The sequence below is a fragment of the Pseudomonas sp. KB_15 genome, from assembly GCF_052114525.1.
Classification (GTDB): domain Bacteria; phylum Pseudomonadota; class Gammaproteobacteria; order Pseudomonadales; family Pseudomonadaceae; genus Aquipseudomonas.
The window spans coordinates 26,126-45,327 of record NZ_JBFREX010000043.1; the positions used below are offsets into that span (position 1 = coordinate 26,126).

Consider the following 19,202-nt stretch of genomic DNA (forward strand, 5'->3'; position numbering starts at 1 on the left):
ATGGTGTGTACTTCTTACTGCAGAAATGATCAGTCGGCTTGTGGAGCTTCTACCGGCTTGACCGCTTCTTCGTAAGAGACCGATTTGTCGGTCACGCTAGCCTTCTGCAGAACAGTATCCACAACTTGCTCTTCCAGCACAACCGAACGGACTTCGTTCAGTTGCTGGTCGTTCTTGTAGTACCAGGACACAACCTGCTCAGGCTCCTGGTAGGCCGAAGCCATTTCCTGAATCATCTCGCGAACGCGGGTTTCGTCAGGCTTCAGGTCGAATTGCTTGACCACTTCAGCCACGATCAGGCCCAGCACGACGCGACGCTTGGCTTGTTCTTCGAACAGCTCGGCCGGCAGCTGTTCAGGCTTGATGTTGCCGCCGAACTGCTGAACAGCCTGCACGCGCAGACGGTCAACTTCGTTGGACAGCAGAGCCTTTGGCACTTCGATCGGGTTGGTGGCCAGCAGACCGTCCATTACCTGATTCTTGACCTTGGATTTGATCGCCTGACGCAGCTCGCGCTCCATGTTCTTGCGAACTTCGGCACGGAAGCCTTCCAGACCGGTTTCCTTGATGCCGAATTGAGCGAAGAATTCTTCGGTCAGTTCTGGCAGCTTTGGCTCGGAAACGGTATTTACAGTCACGGTGAACTCGGCGGTTTTGCCAGCCAGGTCCAGGTTCTGATAGTCCTCAGGGAAAGTCAGGTTCAGAACGCGTTCTTCACCGGCTTTTGCACCAACCAGGCCATCTTCGAAACCAGGGATCATGCGGCCGGAACCCAGAACCAGCTGAGTACCCTTGGCGGAACCGCCGGCGAACACTTCACCGTCGACTTTGCCGACGAAATCGATGTTCAGCTGGTCTTCGTTCCGGGCAGCGCGATCGGCCGCTTCGAAACGGGTGTTCTGCTTGCGCAGGACTTCCAGCATCTTGTCCAGATCGGCATCAGCCACGTCAGCGCTCAGGCGCTCGACGGTGATACCTTCGAAACCGGCAACGGTGAACTCAGGGAACACTTCGAATACAGCGACGTATTCCAGGTCCTTGCCAGCTTCCAGGGATTTAGGCTCGATCGAAGGCGAACCAGCCGGGTTCAGCTTCTGCTCAACCACAGCTTCGTAGAAGGAAGACTGGATCACGTCGCCTACAGCTTCCTGACGAGCATCGGCACCGAAACGGCGCTTGATTTCGCTCATTGGCACTTTGCCTGGACGGAAGCCAGCAATCTTGGCCTTTTGGGCGGTCTGCTGCAGACGCTTGTTGACCTGGCTCTCGATGCGCTCAGCCGGCACGGTGACGCTCATGCGGCGCTCAAGAGCAGTAGTATTTTCAACAGAAACTTGCATGGATATTCCTCGTTGCACAGACGTTAGCCGGCCGTTTCCGACCCCAGAATCAAGGGCATGCATTCTAGTGGGTCAAACTCAAGAAGTCACCCTACTGAAAACGGGTAAAAAAGCAGCAGGCAATTTATAGGTGCGAATGCACGGATGCACCTCGCCCCGATGGCAAATACAACCAATCACGCCAAGGCTCTGCGCCAACCCTTCTATATATAGAGGAGGTGGCCAATCATCTCCCTGACAGCCGATCTCGCAAGCAAGGCCGGCGGACAGGACGGCATCATCGAGAAACATAAATACGACGAAACGCCCCGCCCCTGCGGCCCGAAACCTGCAGCCACTGAAACAAAAAAGGCGCCAGACTTTTCAATCTGGCGCCTTTCGAAATATGGGGTGGACGATGGGGATCGAACCCACGACAACGGGAGTCACAATCCCGTGCTCTACCAACTGAGCTACGCCCACCATATTGCCTGTTAAAGAAGCCAAACAACTTCTTTATCAAGCTCCAGCCAGGCCAACAGCCTGAATGAAGCTTTATTTGGTGCGGATGAAGAGACTCGAACTCTTACGCCTCGCGGCGCTGGAACCTAAATCCAGTGTGTCTACCAATTCCACCACATCCGCGGATGAAGCCGTTAAAGCAAAGGCGCCAGACTGTTAATCTGGCGCCTTTCGAAATATGGGGTGGACGATGGGGATCGAACCCACGACAACGGGAGTCACAATCCCGTGCTCTACCAACTGAGCTACGCCCACCATATCGCGCTACTTGTGCCAATGCTGCCTAATGGCGCACCCGGCAGGACTCGAACCTGCGACCATCCGCTTAGAAGGCGGATGCTCTATCCAGCTGAGCTACGGGCGCCTTGTTAGCTGTAACCTTGGAGGACTACAAACTAAGTGCTTTCCAGCCTTGCAGAACCGTAATCCTGCTCGACCTTCTTAACCAGTGCTAGGCTGTGCCCGACAAGTGCGACGAATAGTATAGAGCCCCCTGAAGGTCGTCAAATCCTTTTTAAAAAAAATTCATTTAATTAAAGGAGTTAGGGGAATTTGCAGACCAAGCGCCTTTGCCCTCACCGCATGACATGCGAGAATGCGTTCTCTTTTTTTCCCCTCTCGATGGTTAATCACGCGCAATGACTGCACAACTAATCGACGGCAAATCGATCGCCGCCAGCCTGCGCCAGCAGATCGCCCAACGTGTCACCGAGCGTCGCCAGCAAGGCCTGCGCACGCCCGGCCTTGCGGTGATCCTGGTCGGCAGCGATCCTGCCTCTCAGGTTTATGTCTCGCACAAGCGTAAAGACTGTGAAGAGGTCGGCTTTCTATCCCAAGCTTATGACCTGCCTTCCGAAACCACTCAAGAAGCGCTTGCCGAGCTGATCGATCGCCTGAACGACGATCCTGCAATCGACGGCGTTCTGCTTCAGCTTCCGCTTCCCGAACACCTGGACGCCTCCAGACTGCTGGAGCGCATTCGTCCGGACAAAGACGTCGACGGTTTCCATCCTTATAACGTCGGTCGTCTGGCCCAGCGCATTCCACTGCTGCRCCCATGCACCCCCAAAGGCATCATGACCCTGCTGGAAAGCACCGGCGTCGATCTTTACGGGATGAATGCCGTGGTCGTCGGAGCGTCCAACATCGTTGGCCGCCCGATGGCAATGGAATTGCTGCTGGCCGGTTGCACCGTGACGGTCACCCACCGTTTTACCAAGGACCTGGCCGGCCATGTCGGCCGTGCGGACCTGGTCGTCGTCGCCGCCGGCAAGCCGGGCCTGGTCAAGGGCGAATGGATCAAGGAAGGCGCGATCGTGATCGATGTCGGCATCAACCGTCAGGACGACGGCAAGCTGGTCGGTGACGTGATCTACGAAACCGCCCTGCCCCGCGCCGGCTGGATCACTCCGGTACCGGGTGGCGTTGGCCCGATGACCCGTGCCTGCCTGCTGGAAAACACCCTGTACGCCGCTGAAACCCTGCACAGCTGAGTTTCAACGAAGACGCTGACAGCGAGTCAAAGAACCCCGCCCCTGGCGGGGTTTTTTTTGCCTGCGAAACAAGCTCGACCACCCGACGGAAAATGACTTTTTTTTCATGTTTCTCAGGACTTTCACCTGCTACTTGATCAACCATCGACAGTTATTCAGCCATACTCCAGAATGTCGCGCTTTTTACGAAATAGCCCGTTACAAAACGGCTTATCAACACTTTACGAGTCTGCCAGCGTGAAAATCCGTCTTTCCATCCTGAGCCTATTTTTTGCAGTTACAGGGGTTTTCCTCACGCCAATCGCCAGTGCTGACGAGACCACCGCAGCGCCGCGAGAAACGAAGACACTCAAGCTCGCTTCCGGCAGTTCCTTACTGCTGGACATACAGACCAACAAAGTCATCTATGCCAGCAACCCTGACGTGGTGGTGCCGATCGCTTCCGTCAGTAAGTTGATGACTGGCCTGGTCGTGGTTGAATCCCGGCAGAACATGGACGAATACATCGACGTCAACATCAGCGACACACCGGAAATGAAAGGCGTGTTCTCCCGGGTCAAGCTCCGCAGCGAACTGCCGCGCCGGGAAATGCTGCTGATTGCCCTGATGTCTTCGGAAAACCGCGCCGCCGCGACTCTGGCGCACCACTATCCGGGCGGCTATGCCGCGTTCATTGCTGCAATGAACGCCAAGGCCCGGGCACTGGGCATGACCAACACGCATTTCGTCGAGCCGACCGGTCTTTCCCCGCGCAACGTGTCGACCGCTCGCGACCTGAGCAAGTTGTTGATCGCCGCACACAAATACCCGTTGCTGACAGAGCTGACCACGACCAAGGAAAAAACCGTCTCGTTCCGTAAACCCAACTACAGCCTGGGCTTTCGCAACACCGACCATTTGGTCCGCAAGCCAGACTGGGACATTCAACTGACGAAAACCGGTTTCACCAACGAAGCCGGTCACTGCCTGGTGCTGGTGACCCGGATGAGTAATCGTCCGGTTGCCCTGGTGCTCCTGGACGCTTATGGCAAATACACACACTTTGCCGATGCTGCCCGCATCCGCAATTGGGTCGAAACTGGCAAGAGCGCCAATGTGGCTTCTGCAGCCCTGCAGTACAAATCGGACAAGAACCTCAAGCAGCGCCAAAGTGGTGTAATTGAAGCTTCGAAGTAAGCAGGCAGCTACAGCAGGCAAAAGCCCCGACCATTCGGGGCTTTTTTTCGTCAGCTGTTAATCGTTGGGCAGAGGCATCTGGTCATCATCCGGAATGCCATCACCTTTGCTTGGGTCTCGCCAGTCCTGCGGATGTTTGGTCGGCACCACCGTCGGCCGCGCCAGCGGATCGCGCATCGGGCTGTCCGGATCCATCACTGGGTCCGTGTCCTGCTCGGGAGTGGTCGGAACGGTTTCCGGACGCTTGTCGTCGAAACTGGAATCGGTAGACATACGCACCTCCATTGGACCTAAGGCTTCAGATCACCCAGTGGATCGTAGGGCTTGGCCGGAGCCTTGGGGTTGTCACCCGGCTTCACATCCCTCGGTGCCTTGGCGGGCCCGATAGGGTCGACCTGCGGATCGGCAAGGTCCGGGGAATCCGGGTCGAAGCCCAGTTCATTACCGGATGAATGTTCAGACGAGTGCGGACCGACGGGCGTTGTGGAATGAGCCATGGGCACCTCCTGATCTCGACCCGGAATATTGTTCCGGGCCCTTAAGGATCAGAGGCTGGCGGTGGGCGATGGTGCCCGGCGGGTGACCAACGGACTTACTGGCTGGCCAAGGCTTTTTTTGCCCTGGCGGCGGCTTGCTCCTGACCGGCCTGAGCCAGATCGTTGGCGGCCTTGAGCCAACGCTGCTGATCGACCTGGGCCGGGATTTGCGTCGGCTTCTGGATCAGCACGGCCCAGCCGCCGGCGTCCTTGAACGCCGACTCGAAGGAGCTGAAGCTCATCAGTTCGCGGCGATTCATCCCGGCGCGCAGCAGGACCGTCTGCTTCTGACGGTTGTAACCGGCAAGAATGGCATAACGCGGTTCGGCCCACATGKCCGAGCCCTCAGTGAAGCGCACCATCACCGGATAACCGGCGGCGACTTGCGTCAACAACGCCGAAAGGTTGCTGTCGACGGGATAAACGACCATCCCGTACTCGCGGGCCAGGTTCTGCATATTCTGTTGCAACCGGTCTTCGCCCCCCGGCAAATGCAAGGGCTTGTCGAGCAAGCCCGGGGTGATCACGATGCCCTGCTGGGACAGCATGCTGGCCAGCACCTGCGGCCCGCTTTGATAGGCATCGCCCCGGTAGAATCGACCGCTGAGTTCGACACGCTCCGGCAAACGCTTGATTTCGGGCGCAACACTCCCGGCACAGCCCGCCAGGCTGGCCACGCAGCCCGCTATCAGCACGGCCGACATAATTCGAGAAAATACCCGCACCGTCATCTCTCTCTTGTTCAGGTTCAGACGCCAGGCAACCCCACTCCCGGCTTGGTTGTCGATCATAGGTTGCCGCGCCGCTACGGTATAGCTCTAAACGGCAGTTGAGTGCATTCGATAGAGCGAACTGGTTGGTGACAGACGACTTTCGGTCAATAGCCTGAAATGTAGCAACGACTAGACTGTTCTCTGAAGCGACAGCAGCAAAGCGTGTTTGCCCGCAGCAGGGCAAAGAGGAGGCACAGATGAGCCTGGCAATGATTATTTTGATGTTGATTGGCAGTTGGCTGGCGGTAGCCGCCGCCATGCTGTGGGGCGTGCTGCGTATTGCCCGCCGCCACCATCACCCTGTTCCGCCAGCACCTGTATCGGCAATGGACAAGACGCCGAGCCAACACGCCAACGCTCACTGACGAACACTTTCAGCCGATACCAACAAAAACGGCCGCCTGCACTCCTTGGAGTTCAGGCGGCCGTTTCTTTCAGCGTCGGTTAAGCCTCAGTGGCTACGCGCTTCTGCCTGGCGCGACGGGACATCATGTTCAACACCTCGATCGAAGCCGAGAATGCCATGGCCGCATAGACGTAGCCTTTCGGCACGTGGGCGCCGAAGCCCTCGGCGATCAGCGTCATGCCGATCATGATCAGGAAACCCAGGGCCAGCATCACCACCGTCGGGTTGTCGTTGATGAACCTGGCCAGCGGATCAGCCGCAAACAACATCACCAGCACCGATACCACCACCGCGATGATCATGATCGGCAAGTGCTCGGTCATGCCGACAGCGGTGATGATGCTGTCGATGGAAAACACCATGTCCAGCATCAGGATCTGACCGATCGCCGCAGCAAAGCCCAGGGTCACGGTCGAAGTCTTCGACGTTGGGTCGTCCGGGGCCGGGTCCATGCTGTGATGGATCTCGGTGGTCGCCTTCCACAACAGGAACAGGCCACCGGCGATCAGGATCATGTCTTTCCAGGAGAACGCGTGGCCGAGAATCTCGATCACCGGCGCGGTCAACTGGACGATGAACGCGATGGTGCTCAACAGGCCGAGTCGCAGGATCAGCGCCATGCCGATACCGATGCGTCGCGCCTTCTGCCGGTGCTGCTCGGGCAGTTTGTTGGTCAGGATCGAGATGAAGATCAGGTTATCGATGCCGAGCACGATTTCCATCACCACCAGGGTGGCCAGGGCGACCCAGGCTGTGGGGCTGGCGGCAAGTTGTAAAAGGTAGTCCATGGGTCAGTCCTGACTCGTTGTAGTACGGTTTAGATTTCCTGGGAGGAAGATTCGGATTTTTCCGCCTCTTTTTCCGATGATTCTTTTTTGCTGATCAGCCCGGCAGTGGCATCGCTGAGTGCTTGTTCGGCGGCCTTGTGGGTATCGTCAATCGCCTGTTTGGCACTTTCGGCGGCCTTGCCCATCAACTGTTGCGCGCTTTTCTCGGCCTGGTCGCAACCGGCCAGTACCAGTAAAGACGTGATCAACAGTGCCGTGGTTTTCAGCTTCATGATGCTTTCCTCGATAGAACGAACGGGACCTAAACGATGGCCCGTTGATAGCGATGCATTCTAGGGAGACGAACACTTCAGGAAAATTCGTATTTTCAGCGGTTATACTTCGGTTTTTACGAACTGTAGACCAACATGCTCAACTATCGGCAGTTACATTACTTCTGGGTGGTGGCCAAGACCGGCAGCATCGTGCGCGCCTGCGAGCAGCTGAACCTGACACCCCAGACCATCAGCGGACAAATATCCCTGCTCGAACAAACCTACGGCATCGAATTGTTTCGCCGGGTAGGTCGGCAACTGGAACTCACCGAAGCCGGGCGACAAACCCTGCCCTACGCCGAACAAATGTTTCAGCTGGGCGGCGAACTGGAGCTGATGCTGCGGGCACGACCCAATGAACAGCAGATTCTGTTTCGCGTCGGCGTGGCGGACGTAGTGCCCAAATCCATTGTCTATCGCCTGATCGCACCGACCATGGAGTTGAGCGAACCGCTGCGCATCACGTGCCGCGAAGACAAGCTTGAACGTTTGTTGGCCGACCTGGCGATCCAGCGTCTGGACCTGGTGATTTCCGACAGCCCGATGCCGTCGCACCTGGACATCAAGGGCTACAGCCAGAAACTCGGTGAGTGCGGGATCAGCTTCTTCGCCACCCCCGAACTGGCGGCACGTTACGGTCACGACTTTCCGCGCAATCTGCACGGTGCGCCGCTGCTGATTCCCGGCCCGGAAACCGTGGTACGCAGCCGTTTGCAGCGCTGGTTCGCCGAGCAGCAGATCCAGCCGCAAATTGTCGGCGAGTTCGACGACAGCGCCCTGATGCAGGCCTTCGGCCAATCCGGCAGCGGGATCTTCATCGGCCCGAGCGTGATTGCCGTTGAAGTGCAACGCCAATATGGCGTGGAAGTGATCGGCCAGACCGACGCGGTGAGCGAGTCGTTCTATGCCATCTCAGTGGAGCGCAAGGTCAAGCACCCCGGCATCGTTGCCATTACCGAAGGTGCCCGACGCGAGCTGTTTACCGAGTTTTAAGGATTTCAGGCGCAGACTTCCCGGGGCTGGAAGGTCATCAGCGCAATCGCCAGCAGGATCGAGGCGAGGATAAAAGCCGCCGCGGCGAAGCCAAGGCCTTGCAGGCCGACGCTGTCGATCACCCGGCCACCGATCATCGCGCCCAGACCGATACCGAGGTTGGCCCCGGCGATGTTCAGCGACGCGGCGAACGCCGGCGCCTCGGGTGCGGCTTTCATCAGGCGCACATGGCTGACCAGGAACAACGCGGCCTGGGTCACGCCCCAGATGCCCATCGCCGCCGCCAGACCGACCGGCGAATGGATGTTCGGCACCAGCGCCACCAGGCCGGCAATCATGAATGCACAGAACATCATCGACGCCATCAGCGGATGACGATCCACCGCGCGGCCGCCCAGGGAGTTGCCGATCAGCCCGACCGCGCCGAAGCCCATCAGGCACCAGCCGACCACGGTGCCGTTGAAGCCGGCCAACCGCTCAAGAATGTCTGCCAGATAGGTGTAGGCGGTGAACATACCGCTGAACACCACCACCGACAGCAACACATGCCCCAGCATCAGCGGGCTGCGCAGGATCTTGAACTGCGAAATGAAACTCACCTGATGCTGGTGCAGGTTGGTCTTCGGCAGGTAGATAAACAGCAACAACGCCTTGGCAAAGGCGATGACCGCCAGAATCGCAAAGGCACTGCGCCAGCCGAACGCATCGGAAATCAGCGTGCCCACCGGAATGCCAAATACCGTGGCGCAAACGATGCCGAAGCCGATCTTGGCAATGGCGCGACCGGCGTAATCCGGCCCGACGATGTCCACCGCTGTCTCGCTGGCCAGCGCCCAGAACACCGGCAGCCCCAGCGCCGGGATCAGCCGCGCGAACGCCATCACCCAGATGTTCGGCGCCAGTGCCGCGAGCGTGTTGGCCAGGCCGAACAGGATCAGCACCGAAATGAACAACTTGCGCCGCTCGAAGCGGGCGAAGTACGCGGTGAGGAACGGCCCGAACGCGGCCACGGTGAAGGCAAACAGGGTCACCAGCAACCCGGCCTGCGGGATGCTGACGTCCAGGTCGCGGGCGATGGCCGGCAACAGGCCGACAATGATGAATTCCGTGGTCAGCACCGTGAAACCGGCGGCAGACAACAGAAGAATGGGCAACAACCGCATGCACAACTCCAGAAAACGACGACACCAGCGATAGCCCGAAGGCCCACTGGCAGACATGAAAATGAGGATGGCGAATCTTAACAGAGTGTTTCCAATCAGGGTTGCACGAACCTGCCGATCTCGTTGAATGCCCGAGTGGCGGATCGTCACAGGTCTGAAGGATCGTGCCTGCGCTGTGATAAAGTCCGCGCCCTGAAAAACGTACACCCTGTGGTTAATGCCGATTATTTAAGGGCAAAACCTGTGTTTCCCTCTCGGTTCCCCGTCTGCGGCCTGCCCTGTTTGTTGCTGCACACCGGCGAAACCTTGCACCTAAAAAAATCAGAGATGCTGTTTTATGACTGCTTCATCCCCTTCTCTATTGCAACGCCTTAAACGCTTGAGTCTGGTCACGCAGATCGTGATCGGCCTGATCGCCGGTATTGCCCTGGCCCTGTTTGCCCCTGACGTGGCGAAGTCCACGGCGTTCATCGGCAAAGTGTTTGTCAGCGCATTGAAAGCCGTCGCGCCGATTCTGGTGTTTGTGTTGGTCATGGCGTCGATTGCCAACCATAAGCACGGTCAGGAAACCCACATCCGACCGATTCTGTTTTTGTATCTATTGGGCACATTCGCCGCCGCCGTAGTCGCAGTGGTTGCCAGCATGATGTTCCCGTCGAGCCTGGTGCTGTCGACCCAGGACGTCGCGGTCACGGCGCCAGGCGGAATTGGCGAAGTGCTGCAAAGTCTGTTGCTGAGCGTGGTCGATAATCCGGTCAGCGCCCTGATGAACGCCAATTTCATCGGCATTCTGGCGTGGGCCATCGGCATGGGCATCGCCATTCGCCACGCCGGTGACACCACCCGTGAAGTACTGGGCGACTTGTCCAACGGCGTGACGGTGATCGTGCGCCTGGTGATCAGCTTCGCCCCGCTGGGCATCTTCGGCCTTGTGGCCTCGACCCTCGCCACCTCCGGCTTCGGCGCCTTGATCGGCTACGCGCACCTGCTGGCCGTGCTGCTGGGCTGCATGCTGTTCGTGGCGCTGGTGATGAACCCGCTCATCGTGTTCTGGAAACTGCGCCGCAACCCCTACCCGCTGGTCCTGACCTGCCTGCGCGAGAGCGGCATCACCGCGTTCTTCACCCGCAGCTCGGCGGCGAACATTCCGGTCAACCTGGAATTGAGCAAGCGCCTGGGCCTGCACGAAGACACCTACTCGGTATCGATCCCGCTGGGCGCCACCATCAACATGGCCGGCGCGGCGATCACCATCACGGTGCTGACCCTGGCGGCGGTGCACACCCTCGGCATCACCGTGGACATTCCGACCGCGATCCTGCTGAGCGTCGTTGCAGCGATCTGTGCCTGCGGTGCTTCGGGTGTGGCCGGTGGTTCGCTGTTGCTGATTCCACTGGCGTGCAGCCTGTTCGGCATCCCGAGCGAGATCGCCATGCAGGTGGTGGCGGTCGGTTTCATCATCGGCGTATTGCAGGACTCGGCGGAAACCGCGCTGAACTCGTCCACCGATGTGCTGTTCACCGCGGCGGCTTGCCTGGGTGAAGAGCAGAAAGCCGAGCGTCTGGCCTGACCCACACCCTTGTAGGAGCGAGCCTGCTCGCGATGGCGGCGTTACATTCAATATCAATGTTGACTGCCCCACCGCTATCGCGAGCAGGCTCGCTCCCACAGGGGGCTGTGGTGTAGCTGAAAAATGCGTACACATGAAAAAGCCCCCGCAGCCAAAGGCTCCGGGGGCTTTTTTTGTACCTGGACGGTTTAGAACGCGCCCATGTAGTCGCGCTTGCCCACTTCCACGCCGTTGTGGCGCAGCAGTGCGTAAGTGGTGGTCACGTGGAAGAAGAACTGCGGCAGGCCGTAGGTCAGCAGGTAGGACTGGCCGCTGAAGCGTTTTTCTTTAGGCGTGCCCGGGCGGGTGACGATCTCGATGCCTTCCTTGCCGTTGATCTGCTCCGGCTTGATGCTGCCAATGAAGGCCAAAGCCTTGGCGATCAATGCTTGCAGTTCGGCAAAGGTGGTTTCGCTGTCGTCGTATTTCGGCAATTCGACTTCGGCCAGACGCCCGGAAACGCCCTTGCTGAAATCAACGGCGATCTGAACCTGACGCACCAGCGGGAACATGTCCGGGAACAGGCGCGCTTGCAGGAACGCGTTAGGGTCGATGTTTTTTTCGGTGGCGTGAGCCTCGGCCTTTTTCAGTACATCGCTCAGGGCGTTGAGCATTTGCTGGAAAACAGGCACGGAAGCGTCATACAGGGAAATGGTCATGGCAGGTCTCGTGTGGTGACGGAGGGATCGCGGGAAACCTGTGGGAGCGAGCTTGCTCGCGATGGACGTGAACGATAACGCGTTCTGTCTGAATACACGCGTCGCGCTGGAGTCCATCGCGAGCCCGTACACTTTGGCCGCCGGAACGGCCTGAGCCACAAGCTGCGCGACGGCATCGCCCATCTCACCGACCGCCCAGCGGCCCTGGCGATCCAGTTCCGGGCCACGGCGCCAGCCGTCGGCGATCGACAACTTGCCGCCCTCGACTTCGAACATCTGCCCGGTCACCTCGGCGGAAGCCTCGGAGCCGAGCCACACCACCAGCGGCGCGACGTTTTCCGGGGCGAAGTAATCGAAGCCCTCTTCAGGCTTTTTCATGGTGTCGGCGAACACTTGCTCGGTCATCCCGGTACGTGCGGCCGGCGCCAGGGCGTTGGCGGTGATCCCGTAGCGGCGCAGTTCAGCCGCCTGCACCAGCGTCAGCGAAGCAATACCGCCCTTGGCCGCCGCGTAGTTGGACTGGCCAATGGAGCCCTGCAAACCGGCACCGGAACTGGTGTTGATGATCCGCGCATCGACCTTGGCACCGCCTTTGGCCTGCTCACGCCAGTACTTCACGGCGTGGCTGGAAATACAGAAGTGGCCCTTCAGGTGCACGGCTACCACGGCGTCCCAGTCGGATTCGCCGAGGCTGRCGAACATGCGGTCGCGGCAGATGCCGGCGTTGTTGACCASCACGTTCAGGTCGCCAAAGGTTTCGATGGCCTGGCGCACGATCAGCCCCGCCGAGTCATAACGGGTAATGTCGTCACTGTTGGCCACGGCACTACCGCCCTGGCCGAGGATTTCGCCGACCACGGCCAGTGCCGCTTCGCGGTTGATGTCGTTGACCAGCACTTTCGCGCCTTCGGCGGCGAAAGCCAGCGCATAGGCGCGGCCCAGACCGCCACCGGCGCCGGTGATGATCACCACACGGTTTTCACAGATTTTCATGGTCTAAATCCTTCAAATTCATAACTAATCGACACAAATCCCCTGTGGGAGCGGGCTTGCTCGCGAAGGCGGTGGGTCAACCAACATTGATGTAGCTGACACTCCGCCTTCGCGAGCAAGCCCGCTCCCACAGGGATTGGTGGCGTTCTGGTTTACAAGCGTTCGATAATCGTCACGTTGGCCTGACCACCGCCTTCGCACATGGTCTGCATGCCAAAGCGTCCACCGCTGCGCTCCAGCTCATGCAGCAGGCTGCACATCAAGCGGGTGCCGGTGGCGCCCAGTGGATGGCCGAGGGCAATCGCACCGCCGTTGACGTTGGTTTGTTCATGGGGATAGCCCGTCTCTTTGAGCCAGGCCATGGCCACAGAAGCGAAGGCTTCGTTGATCTCCACGCGGTCAATGTCTTCGAGCTTCATGCCGGCACGCTTGAGCGCGTAAGCCGTGGCCGGGATCGGCGCGGTGAGCATCCAGATCGGGTCTTCGGCGCGAACGCTCAGGTGATGGATGCGTGCCCGTGGCGTCAGGCCGTAACGCTTGAGCGCCGCCTCCGAGACGATCAGCATCGCGCTGGCCGCGTCGCAGGTCTGGCTCGACACCGCAGCGGTCACCCGGTCGCAGCCGAACAGGAATTCCAGCTCGGCCATTTTTTCCAGGCTGGTGTGGCGCGGGGTTTCGTCATGCAGCACGCCGGCCAGGGGCACGATTTCGCGGTTGAAACGGCCTTGCTCGATGGCCTGCAAGGCACGTCGATGGGACTCAAGCGAATAGGCTTCGAGTTGCGCCCGGGACAAGTCCCACTTTTCCGCGATCATTTGCGCCGAACGGAACTGCGTCGGTGGTTGCGCGCCGTAGCGCCGCACCCAGCCTTCGGAGCCGCTGAACGGATCGGTGAAGCCCAACGGCTCGGCGGCGATCATCGCCGAAGAGATCGGGATCTGGGTCATGGTCTGCACGCCACCGGCGATGACCACGTCCTGGGTGCCGCTCATCACCGCCTGGGCGGCGAAGTGCACCGCTTGCTGGGACGAACCGCATTGGCGATCGATGGTGGTGCCGGGCACCGATTGTGACAGGCCGGCCGCCAGCCAACTGGTGCGGGCGATGTCACCGGCCAGCGGGCCGATGGTGTCGACACAGCCGAAGATCACGTCGTCGTAATCCTCGTCGGGAATGGCGTTGCGCTCGACCAGCGCGCGCAATACGTGGGCGCCCAGGTCGGCGGCGTGGATCTGGCTCAGACCACCCTTGCGCCGCCCGGTGGGCGTACGCAGGGCGTCGACGATGTAAGCTTCAGGCATGGTCTACCTCGGTGAAGAAATTGAAGTCAGGCATTGAAGGTGTCGAAAACCTGTGGGAGCGGGCTTGCTCGCGAATGCGTCAGTTCAGTCGACAAAAATGTTGAATGTACTGCCGCCATCGCGAGCAAGCTCGCTCCCACAGGATTTCGTCCCCCTTACTGACTGGTTAGAACGTATTGCCCGCACCCAGCTCTGGGGTGCCGTCAAACAGGGCCGCACGAATCCGTCCTTTGTGATGGCCGCGATCGCCCCAGACCTTGTCCAGCGCCCAGGCGCGTTTCATGAACAGATGCAAGTCGACTTCCCAGGTGTAACCCATGGCGCCGTGGGCCTGGATGGTGTTCTTCGCGGCGAGCAGGGCCGCTTCCGCGGTTGCCAGTTTGGCGTGGGACACCAGCACGTCCTGCCCCGGTTGCTGTTCGGCCAGCGCATAGGCGGCGCGGTATAGCGGACCTTTGGCGAACTCGATCTGCACCGCGACGTTGGCCATCAAGTGCTTGACGGCCTGGAACGAGCCGACCGGTTTGCCGAACTGCTTGCGCTCGAAGGTGTAATCCACCGCCAGGTCGACCATGCGTTTGGCCAGCCCGAGCAACTGCGCGGCACTGGCGAGGGCACCACGGTTGAAGGCGGCTGCCCACAAACGCCGTCCCTGCTCGCCGCTGGCCACGCAAGTAGCGGGAGTCGGCGTCCATTCGACCTGGAACAATTGACGGCTCGGGTCGACCGACTCGTTGCGGGTCAGGCGCACGGCGTCGCGCTCCAGCGCATGCACCTCGTCGCCATTGGCCAGCAACAGCAGATCGGCAACATGGGCATCGCTGACCAGCGGATTGCCCGGTTCGGAAACGGCGAGACGCGCGCGCCCCTCAGCGACCCGTGACAGCCAAGTCTGCTTTAGTGAAGCGTGTTGCTCATCAAGGGCGGCGAGCAACGGCACGCCGACCAGCATGGTGTCCACCAACGGCTCAGGCAGACCGGCGTAACCGCATTCCTGGGCAATCAGCACGAAATCCAGCTCATTCATGTCCATGCCGTCCTGCGCCTCGGGCACGGTCAGGGCGGTCAGGCCCAGTTCCACCAGTTGGGCCCAGAGTCGCTCACTGCGCCCACTGTCGCTCTGCCACAGTTCGCGAATGCGTTCCGGGGTGACTTCGTTGATCAGGAAGCTGCGGACATTGTCCTGAAACAGCAGTTGGTCGCGGCTGAAACTAAAGTCCATGGTCTATTCCTCAGGCACGCGGCATGCCGAGCATGCGTTCGGCAATGATGTTGCGCTGGATCTCGTTGGTGCCGGCGTAGATCGGCCCGGCCTGGGCAAACAGGAAACCTTCCAGCCAATGGCCGACATCACCGGCGGCCGGGGCTTGGGGCAGCAGCTCGCCACGCAGGCCAAGAATGCTCATGGCGGTGTCGTGCATGCGCTGGTCGAGCTCCGACCAGAAGATCTTGTTGGTCGACGACTCCGGCCCGATCTTGCCGCCCTGCACCAGTTGCGAGGCGGTCATGTAGGTGCTCAAGGTGTAGGCCTCGGCATCGAGCCAGGCGCGCATCACCGCCTCACCGATGGCCGGGTCGCGATCGGCATGTTCGCGGTTGGCCAGGTACAACTGCACCAGACGCTTGGCGGTTTCCTGAAAACGCGCAGGCGAGCGAAGCAACAAACCGCGCTCGAAACCGGCGGTGGACATCGCCACGTGCCAGCCCATGCCCTCGCCGCCGAGGGCGTTCTCCACCGGCACCTTGACGTCATCGAAGAAGATTTCGGCGAAACCCGGCAAGCCGTTGAGCTGCGGAATCGGCCGCACGGTGATGCCCGGCGTATTCAGCGGCAGCAGGATGAAGGTCAGGCCGTGATGGCGCTGAGACTGTGGATCGGTACGGAAAATACCGAACGCCCAATCGGCCCACACCGCGCGGGTCGACCAGGTTTTCTGGCCATTGATCACATAGTGGTCGCCCACCCGTTCAGCCTTGGAGCGGATCGCCGCCATGTCGGAACCGGCGCCCGGCTCGGACCAGGCCTGGGCCCAGATGTCTTCGCCCTTGGCCATGCGCGGCAGAAACCGTGCCTTTTGTTCTTCGCTGCCGTATTCCATCAGGGTCGGGCCAAGCAAGAAAATGCCGTTCTGGTTGACCCGTGCCGGCGCCCCGGAACGGTAGTATTCCTCTTCGAAAATCAGCCACTCGATCAGGTCGCAGCCGCGCCCGCCGAGTTCGGTCGGCCAGGTGACCATGCCCCAACGGCCTTCGTTGAGTTTGGCTTCCCAGGCGCGGTGTTCGGCAAAGCCCTGTTCGGTGTCGAACGATTGCAGCGGTTCACTCGGTACATTGGCCGCCAGCCAGGTTCGCGCATCAAAGCGAAAGGCCTGCTGGGCCGGGGTATAGGTCAGGTCCATGAATATGCCTTCAGCCGTTGAATCGGGCATCGCGTTTCTCGACGAACGAGTCGCGTGCTTCCTGAGAGTCCAGTGAGCGGTAGGCTTCGAGGGTGAAGCCCTGCTCCCAGCGGTATTTGTCTTCCAGATTGCCGTCTTCGATGCCGGTCAGCGCTTCCTTGGCCAGGCTGATCATGCCCGGGCTCTTGGCGGCGATGGTACGGGCGATCTGCAACGCGGCTTCGCGCAAGTCTTCACGCTTGACTACTCGCTCCACGGCACCCAGGCGGTAAGCCTCGGCGGCGTCGATCGGCTCGCCGGTGAAGTACATGTGGCGGACTTTCTGCACCGGGAACAGGCGCTGCAAATGCGCGCCGCCGCCCATGGCCCCGCGATCCACTTCCGGCACGCCGAAGGTGGCGCACTCGGAAGCCACCAGGATGTCGGCGGCGCCACAGATGCCGATGCCGCCGCCCAGCACGAAGCCGTGCACCGCGACGATCACCGGTTTCGGGTTGCGGTGAATGGCCTTGAAGCTGTCGTAGTTGCCCTTGTTCACCGCAACGATCAGGTTGCCGTCGGCGGCCAGTTCCTTGATATCGACCCCGGCGCAGAAGCCGCGCCCTTCGGCGCGAATCACGATCACCCGCACGTCGCTGTTGCGGCCCAGGCCTTCGATCTCGCTGGCGATATCGGCCCAGCCCTGGCAGTTGAAGGCGTTGACCGGTGGCCGGTTGAAGACCAGTTCGGCAATGCCGTTATCGATGCTGACGCTAAATGGTTTCATGGTTTCCTTCCTTCACAATGCATGGCCCCTTACGACACACGGCGGCACAGTTCGCCCAGGCGCGCTTCGGCGTCGCGGACGATCTGTTCAATCAATTGGGCGCAGCTGGGCAAGCTGTCGATGGATGCGGCGATCTGTCCGGCAGGCAACACGCCTGCGGCCGGTTGCCCGTCGACCATGGCTTTCTGGATCACCATCGGCGCATTGGCGGCCATGATGCTTTGCGCGGCGGTCAGCTCTCCGGCACCGCGCATCTTCAACGCGCTGGTCAGCAGTTGAGTCAGGCTCATACCCGTATGGCGGCGATACGCCAAACCACTCTGCAACGCCAGCAACAGGCGCTTGAGGCCACCGCTGTTTTCCAGCTGGTTGAGCAGTTCGTTGCGGATCATCCGTTGCGGCATGCCATCGATAGCTCGGCTGATGATGATCGCCGCCGGGTCTTTCACTGCCAGGTAACGGGCCAGGGTCGCCTGCGGCACCGGGCTGTCGGCGCACATCAGAAAACGCGTGCCCATGGCGATACCTTCGGCACCGTAGGCCAAGGCCGAAACCAGTCCCTTGCCGTCCTTGAAACCGCCGGCCGCCACCACCGGCACCGACACGGCATTGACCACTTGATCGAGCAGCATCGAAGTAGGCACGGAACCGGTATGCCCGCCGCCCTCGCCGCCCTGTACGGTCACCGCATCGGCGCCCATTTCCACGGCTTTCTGCGCATGCTTGAGCGCGCCGACCGTGGGAATGCACACCACGCCGGCATCTTTCAGGCGACTGATCATCTGCTTGCCGGGGGATCGGCTGTAACTGACCGCCCGGACTTTGTGGCGCAATACCAGTTCGACGATGTCGCCGGCATTGGCCTGGTACATGTGGAAATTCACCCCGAACGGCTGATCGGTCAGGCGCCGGGTTTCGATAATCGCCGCTTCCATGAGTTGCGGTTCGATGGTCGCCCCGGCGAGAAAACCGAAACCACCGGCATTGCCCGTGGCCGCCACCAGTTTCGGGTCGGCGACCCAGCCCATGGCGGTCTGGATGATCGGATAACGGCAACCGAGCAGTTCAGTCAACCGGGTATTCAACGAAATCGCCATGCTCACGCCCCGCCCGCTTTGCGTTGCGAACTGGCCATGGCCTTGGCGTCGTAGCCGCCGAGACGGTCGCCGGACACCAGTTCATTGTGGGCATGGGCGAAGTGATGCAGGCCAAACACCATGTCCATGGTCGCGCGCTTGCCCATCAGGTCTTCGGCGTTGTTCACCGCTTGCTTGCTCAGTTGCAGGCCCAGGCGCGGCATCTGGGCGATGCGCCCGGCGATGTCGAGAGTCTGCTGTTCCAGCTCGTCGCGCGGCACCACCCGATTGAGCATGCCCATCTGATAGGCACGCGGTGCCGGCATGCGCTCGCCGAGAAACAGGAATTCCTTGGCGATGCGCGGGTTCAATTCATGCACGTGGGCGAAATACTCGACCCCGGGAATGCCCATGCGCACCACCGGATCGGCGAAGTAAGCATCCTCGCTGGCAACGATCAGGTCGCAGACCCAGGCCAGCATCAGCCCACCGGCAATGCACGCGCCCTGGACCATGGCGATGGTCGGCTTGGGCATCTCGCGCCAGCGCCGGCACATGCCCAGATAGACCTCCTGCTCGCGGGCATAGAGAAACTCGCCACCCGGTTTGTTGGTGTGGTCGTACCAAAGGCTCGCCCGATCGAACGTCTTGTCGACGTCGCGCCCCGGCGTGCCGATGTCATGCCCGGCGGAGAAATGCTTGCCGGCGCCGCGCAACACGATGACCTTCACTTCATCGTCATCGCAGGCCCGGCGAAACGCCGCGTCCAGCGCATAAGTCATCTGCGAGTTCTGTGCGTTGTGGTACTCGGGGCGGTTCATGGTGACGATTGCCACCGCGTCGCGCACTTCGTACAGGACCACTTCGGCCTCGTTCTTGTCGTTATGTTCAGCCATCACTTGTCTCCGAAAATGCG

General features: G+C 60.4%; 19 protein-coding genes, 4 tRNA genes and 1 pseudogene. 5 read left to right on the forward strand and 19 right to left on the reverse strand.

Annotation, left to right across the window (positions count from 1 at the left end; all coding sequences use genetic code 11):
* Positions 1-29: 29 nt before the first annotated feature.
* The 5 genes from tig to AB4Z35_RS24265 all read right to left on the reverse strand — a co-directional run bounded on the left by tig (position 30) and on the right by AB4Z35_RS24265 (position 2,205).
* Positions 30-1,340, reverse strand: coding sequence for a trigger factor (gene tig, locus AB4Z35_RS24245; protein WP_442099857.1), 1,311 nt, complete (start codon positions 1,338-1,340; stop codon positions 30-32).
* Between the two features lie 386 nt (positions 1,341-1,726).
* Positions 1,727-1,802: transfer RNA gene (locus tag AB4Z35_RS24250), tRNA-His, on the reverse strand.
* Between the two features lie 77 nt (positions 1,803-1,879).
* A tRNA-Leu gene (locus AB4Z35_RS24255) sits at positions 1,880-1,964 on the reverse strand.
* A gap of 56 nt (positions 1,965-2,020) precedes the next feature.
* Positions 2,021-2,096: transfer RNA gene (locus AB4Z35_RS24260), tRNA-His, on the reverse strand.
* 32 nt (positions 2,097-2,128) lie between these two features.
* Positions 2,129-2,205 (reverse strand) — tRNA-Arg (locus tag AB4Z35_RS24265).
* A 274-nt stretch (positions 2,206-2,479) separates the two neighbouring features.
* Between AB4Z35_RS24265 and folD the strand changes: the two genes are divergently transcribed.
* Positions 2,480-3,334, forward strand: coding sequence for a bifunctional methylenetetrahydrofolate dehydrogenase/methenyltetrahydrofolate cyclohydrolase FolD (folD, locus tag AB4Z35_RS24270; RefSeq protein WP_442099859.1), 855 nt, complete (start codon positions 2,480-2,482; stop codon positions 3,332-3,334).
* A gap of 237 nt (positions 3,335-3,571) precedes the next feature.
* Positions 3,572-4,510: a D-alanyl-D-alanine endopeptidase gene (gene pbpG / locus AB4Z35_RS24275; RefSeq protein WP_442099860.1), complete on the forward strand. Its 939-nt coding sequence runs from the start codon at positions 3,572-3,574 to the stop codon at positions 4,508-4,510.
* A gap of 57 nt (positions 4,511-4,567) precedes the next feature.
* On the opposite strand, the gene AB4Z35_RS24280 is transcribed toward pbpG, so the two are convergent.
* The 3 genes from AB4Z35_RS24280 to AB4Z35_RS24290 form a co-directional block, all read right to left on the reverse strand.
* Entirely contained in the window at positions 4,568-4,783 is a 216-nt protein-coding gene (locus tag AB4Z35_RS24280) for a hypothetical protein (RefSeq protein ID WP_008001568.1), read from the reverse strand.
* 17 nt (positions 4,784-4,800) lie between these two features.
* A complete protein-coding gene (locus AB4Z35_RS24285; RefSeq protein WP_057714089.1) occupies positions 4,801-5,007 on the reverse strand; it encodes a DUF6021 family protein in 207 nt (68 codons plus the stop codon).
* 95 nt (positions 5,008-5,102) lie between these two features.
* Entirely contained in the window at positions 5,103-5,837 is a 735-nt protein-coding gene (locus tag AB4Z35_RS24290; RefSeq protein ID WP_442099863.1) for a peptidase C39 family protein, read from the reverse strand.
* 179 nt (positions 5,838-6,016) lie between these two features.
* Between AB4Z35_RS24290 and AB4Z35_RS24295 the strand changes: the two genes are divergently transcribed.
* Positions 6,017-6,184: a hypothetical protein gene (locus AB4Z35_RS24295; protein WP_442099865.1), complete on the forward strand. Its 168-nt coding sequence runs from the start codon at positions 6,017-6,019 to the stop codon at positions 6,182-6,184.
* Positions 6,185-6,263: 79 nt separating this feature from the next.
* On the opposite strand, the gene AB4Z35_RS24300 is transcribed toward AB4Z35_RS24295, so the two are convergent.
* A complete protein-coding gene (locus AB4Z35_RS24300; protein WP_442099867.1) occupies positions 6,264-7,013 on the reverse strand; it encodes a TerC family protein in 750 nt (249 codons plus the stop codon).
* Positions 7,014-7,042: 29 nt separating this feature from the next.
* Positions 7,043-7,285, reverse strand: a complete 243-nt coding sequence (locus AB4Z35_RS24305; protein ID WP_442099869.1) for a hypothetical protein — start codon at positions 7,283-7,285, stop codon at positions 7,043-7,045.
* A 135-nt stretch (positions 7,286-7,420) separates the two neighbouring features.
* Here AB4Z35_RS24305 and nhaR point away from each other — a divergent pair, with 135 nt between their 5' ends.
* Complete coding sequence (gene nhaR, locus AB4Z35_RS24310; protein WP_442099871.1) at positions 7,421-8,320, forward strand: transcriptional activator NhaR; 900 nt, start codon at positions 7,421-7,423, stop codon at positions 8,318-8,320.
* 5 nt (positions 8,321-8,325) lie between these two features.
* Here the strand turns inward: nhaR and AB4Z35_RS24315 are convergent, their stop codons facing one another.
* The gene (locus AB4Z35_RS24315; protein ID WP_008002106.1) at positions 8,326-9,483 is read right to left on the reverse strand and encodes an MFS transporter; all 1,158 of its coding nucleotides are present in this window, start codon (positions 9,481-9,483) and stop codon (positions 8,326-8,328) included.
* Between the two features lie 337 nt (positions 9,484-9,820).
* Between AB4Z35_RS24315 and sstT the strand changes: the two genes are divergently transcribed.
* The gene (sstT, locus tag AB4Z35_RS24320; protein ID WP_116260908.1) at positions 9,821-11,053 is read left to right on the forward strand and encodes a serine/threonine transporter SstT; all 1,233 of its coding nucleotides are present in this window, start codon (positions 9,821-9,823) and stop codon (positions 11,051-11,053) included.
* 188 nt (positions 11,054-11,241) lie between these two features.
* On the opposite strand, the gene AB4Z35_RS24325 is transcribed toward sstT, so the two are convergent.
* The 8 genes and pseudogenes from AB4Z35_RS24325 to AB4Z35_RS24360 form a co-directional block, all read right to left on the reverse strand.
* Positions 11,242-11,751, reverse strand: a complete 510-nt coding sequence (locus tag AB4Z35_RS24325; RefSeq protein WP_007986510.1) for a DUF1993 domain-containing protein — start codon at positions 11,749-11,751, stop codon at positions 11,242-11,244.
* Positions 11,752-11,874: 123 nt separating this feature from the next.
* Positions 11,875-12,744, reverse strand: a pseudogene (locus AB4Z35_RS24330) (SDR family oxidoreductase); the annotation flags it as partial.
* Between the two features lie 152 nt (positions 12,745-12,896).
* Positions 12,897-14,045 carry an acetyl-CoA C-acetyltransferase gene (locus AB4Z35_RS24335; protein ID WP_442099873.1) on the reverse strand — a complete coding sequence of 383 codons (1,149 nt, stop codon included), beginning with the start codon at positions 14,043-14,045 and terminating at the stop codon, positions 12,897-12,899.
* A gap of 166 nt (positions 14,046-14,211) precedes the next feature.
* Positions 14,212-15,267: an acyl-CoA dehydrogenase family protein gene (locus AB4Z35_RS24340; RefSeq protein ID WP_442099875.1), complete on the reverse strand. Its 1,056-nt coding sequence runs from the start codon at positions 15,265-15,267 to the stop codon at positions 14,212-14,214.
* A gap of 10 nt (positions 15,268-15,277) precedes the next feature.
* Positions 15,278-16,444, reverse strand: coding sequence for an acyl-CoA dehydrogenase family protein (locus AB4Z35_RS24345; protein WP_442099893.1), 1,167 nt, complete (start codon positions 16,442-16,444; stop codon positions 15,278-15,280).
* Positions 16,445-16,454: 10 nt separating this feature from the next.
* On the reverse strand, positions 16,455-17,210 hold the full coding sequence (locus AB4Z35_RS24350) for an enoyl-CoA hydratase family protein (protein ID WP_442099877.1): 756 nt from the start codon (positions 17,208-17,210) through the stop codon (positions 16,455-16,457).
* 29 nt (positions 17,211-17,239) lie between these two features.
* Positions 17,240-18,307 (reverse strand): NAD(P)H-dependent flavin oxidoreductase, encoded by a 1,068-nt coding sequence (locus AB4Z35_RS24355; RefSeq protein ID WP_442099879.1) that lies wholly within the window; start codon positions 18,305-18,307, stop codon positions 17,240-17,242.
* A gap of 2 nt (positions 18,308-18,309) precedes the next feature.
* The gene (locus AB4Z35_RS24360; protein ID WP_442099880.1) at positions 18,310-19,182 is read right to left on the reverse strand and encodes an enoyl-CoA hydratase; all 873 of its coding nucleotides are present in this window, start codon (positions 19,180-19,182) and stop codon (positions 18,310-18,312) included.
* Between the last annotated feature and the right edge of the window lie 20 nt (positions 19,183-19,202).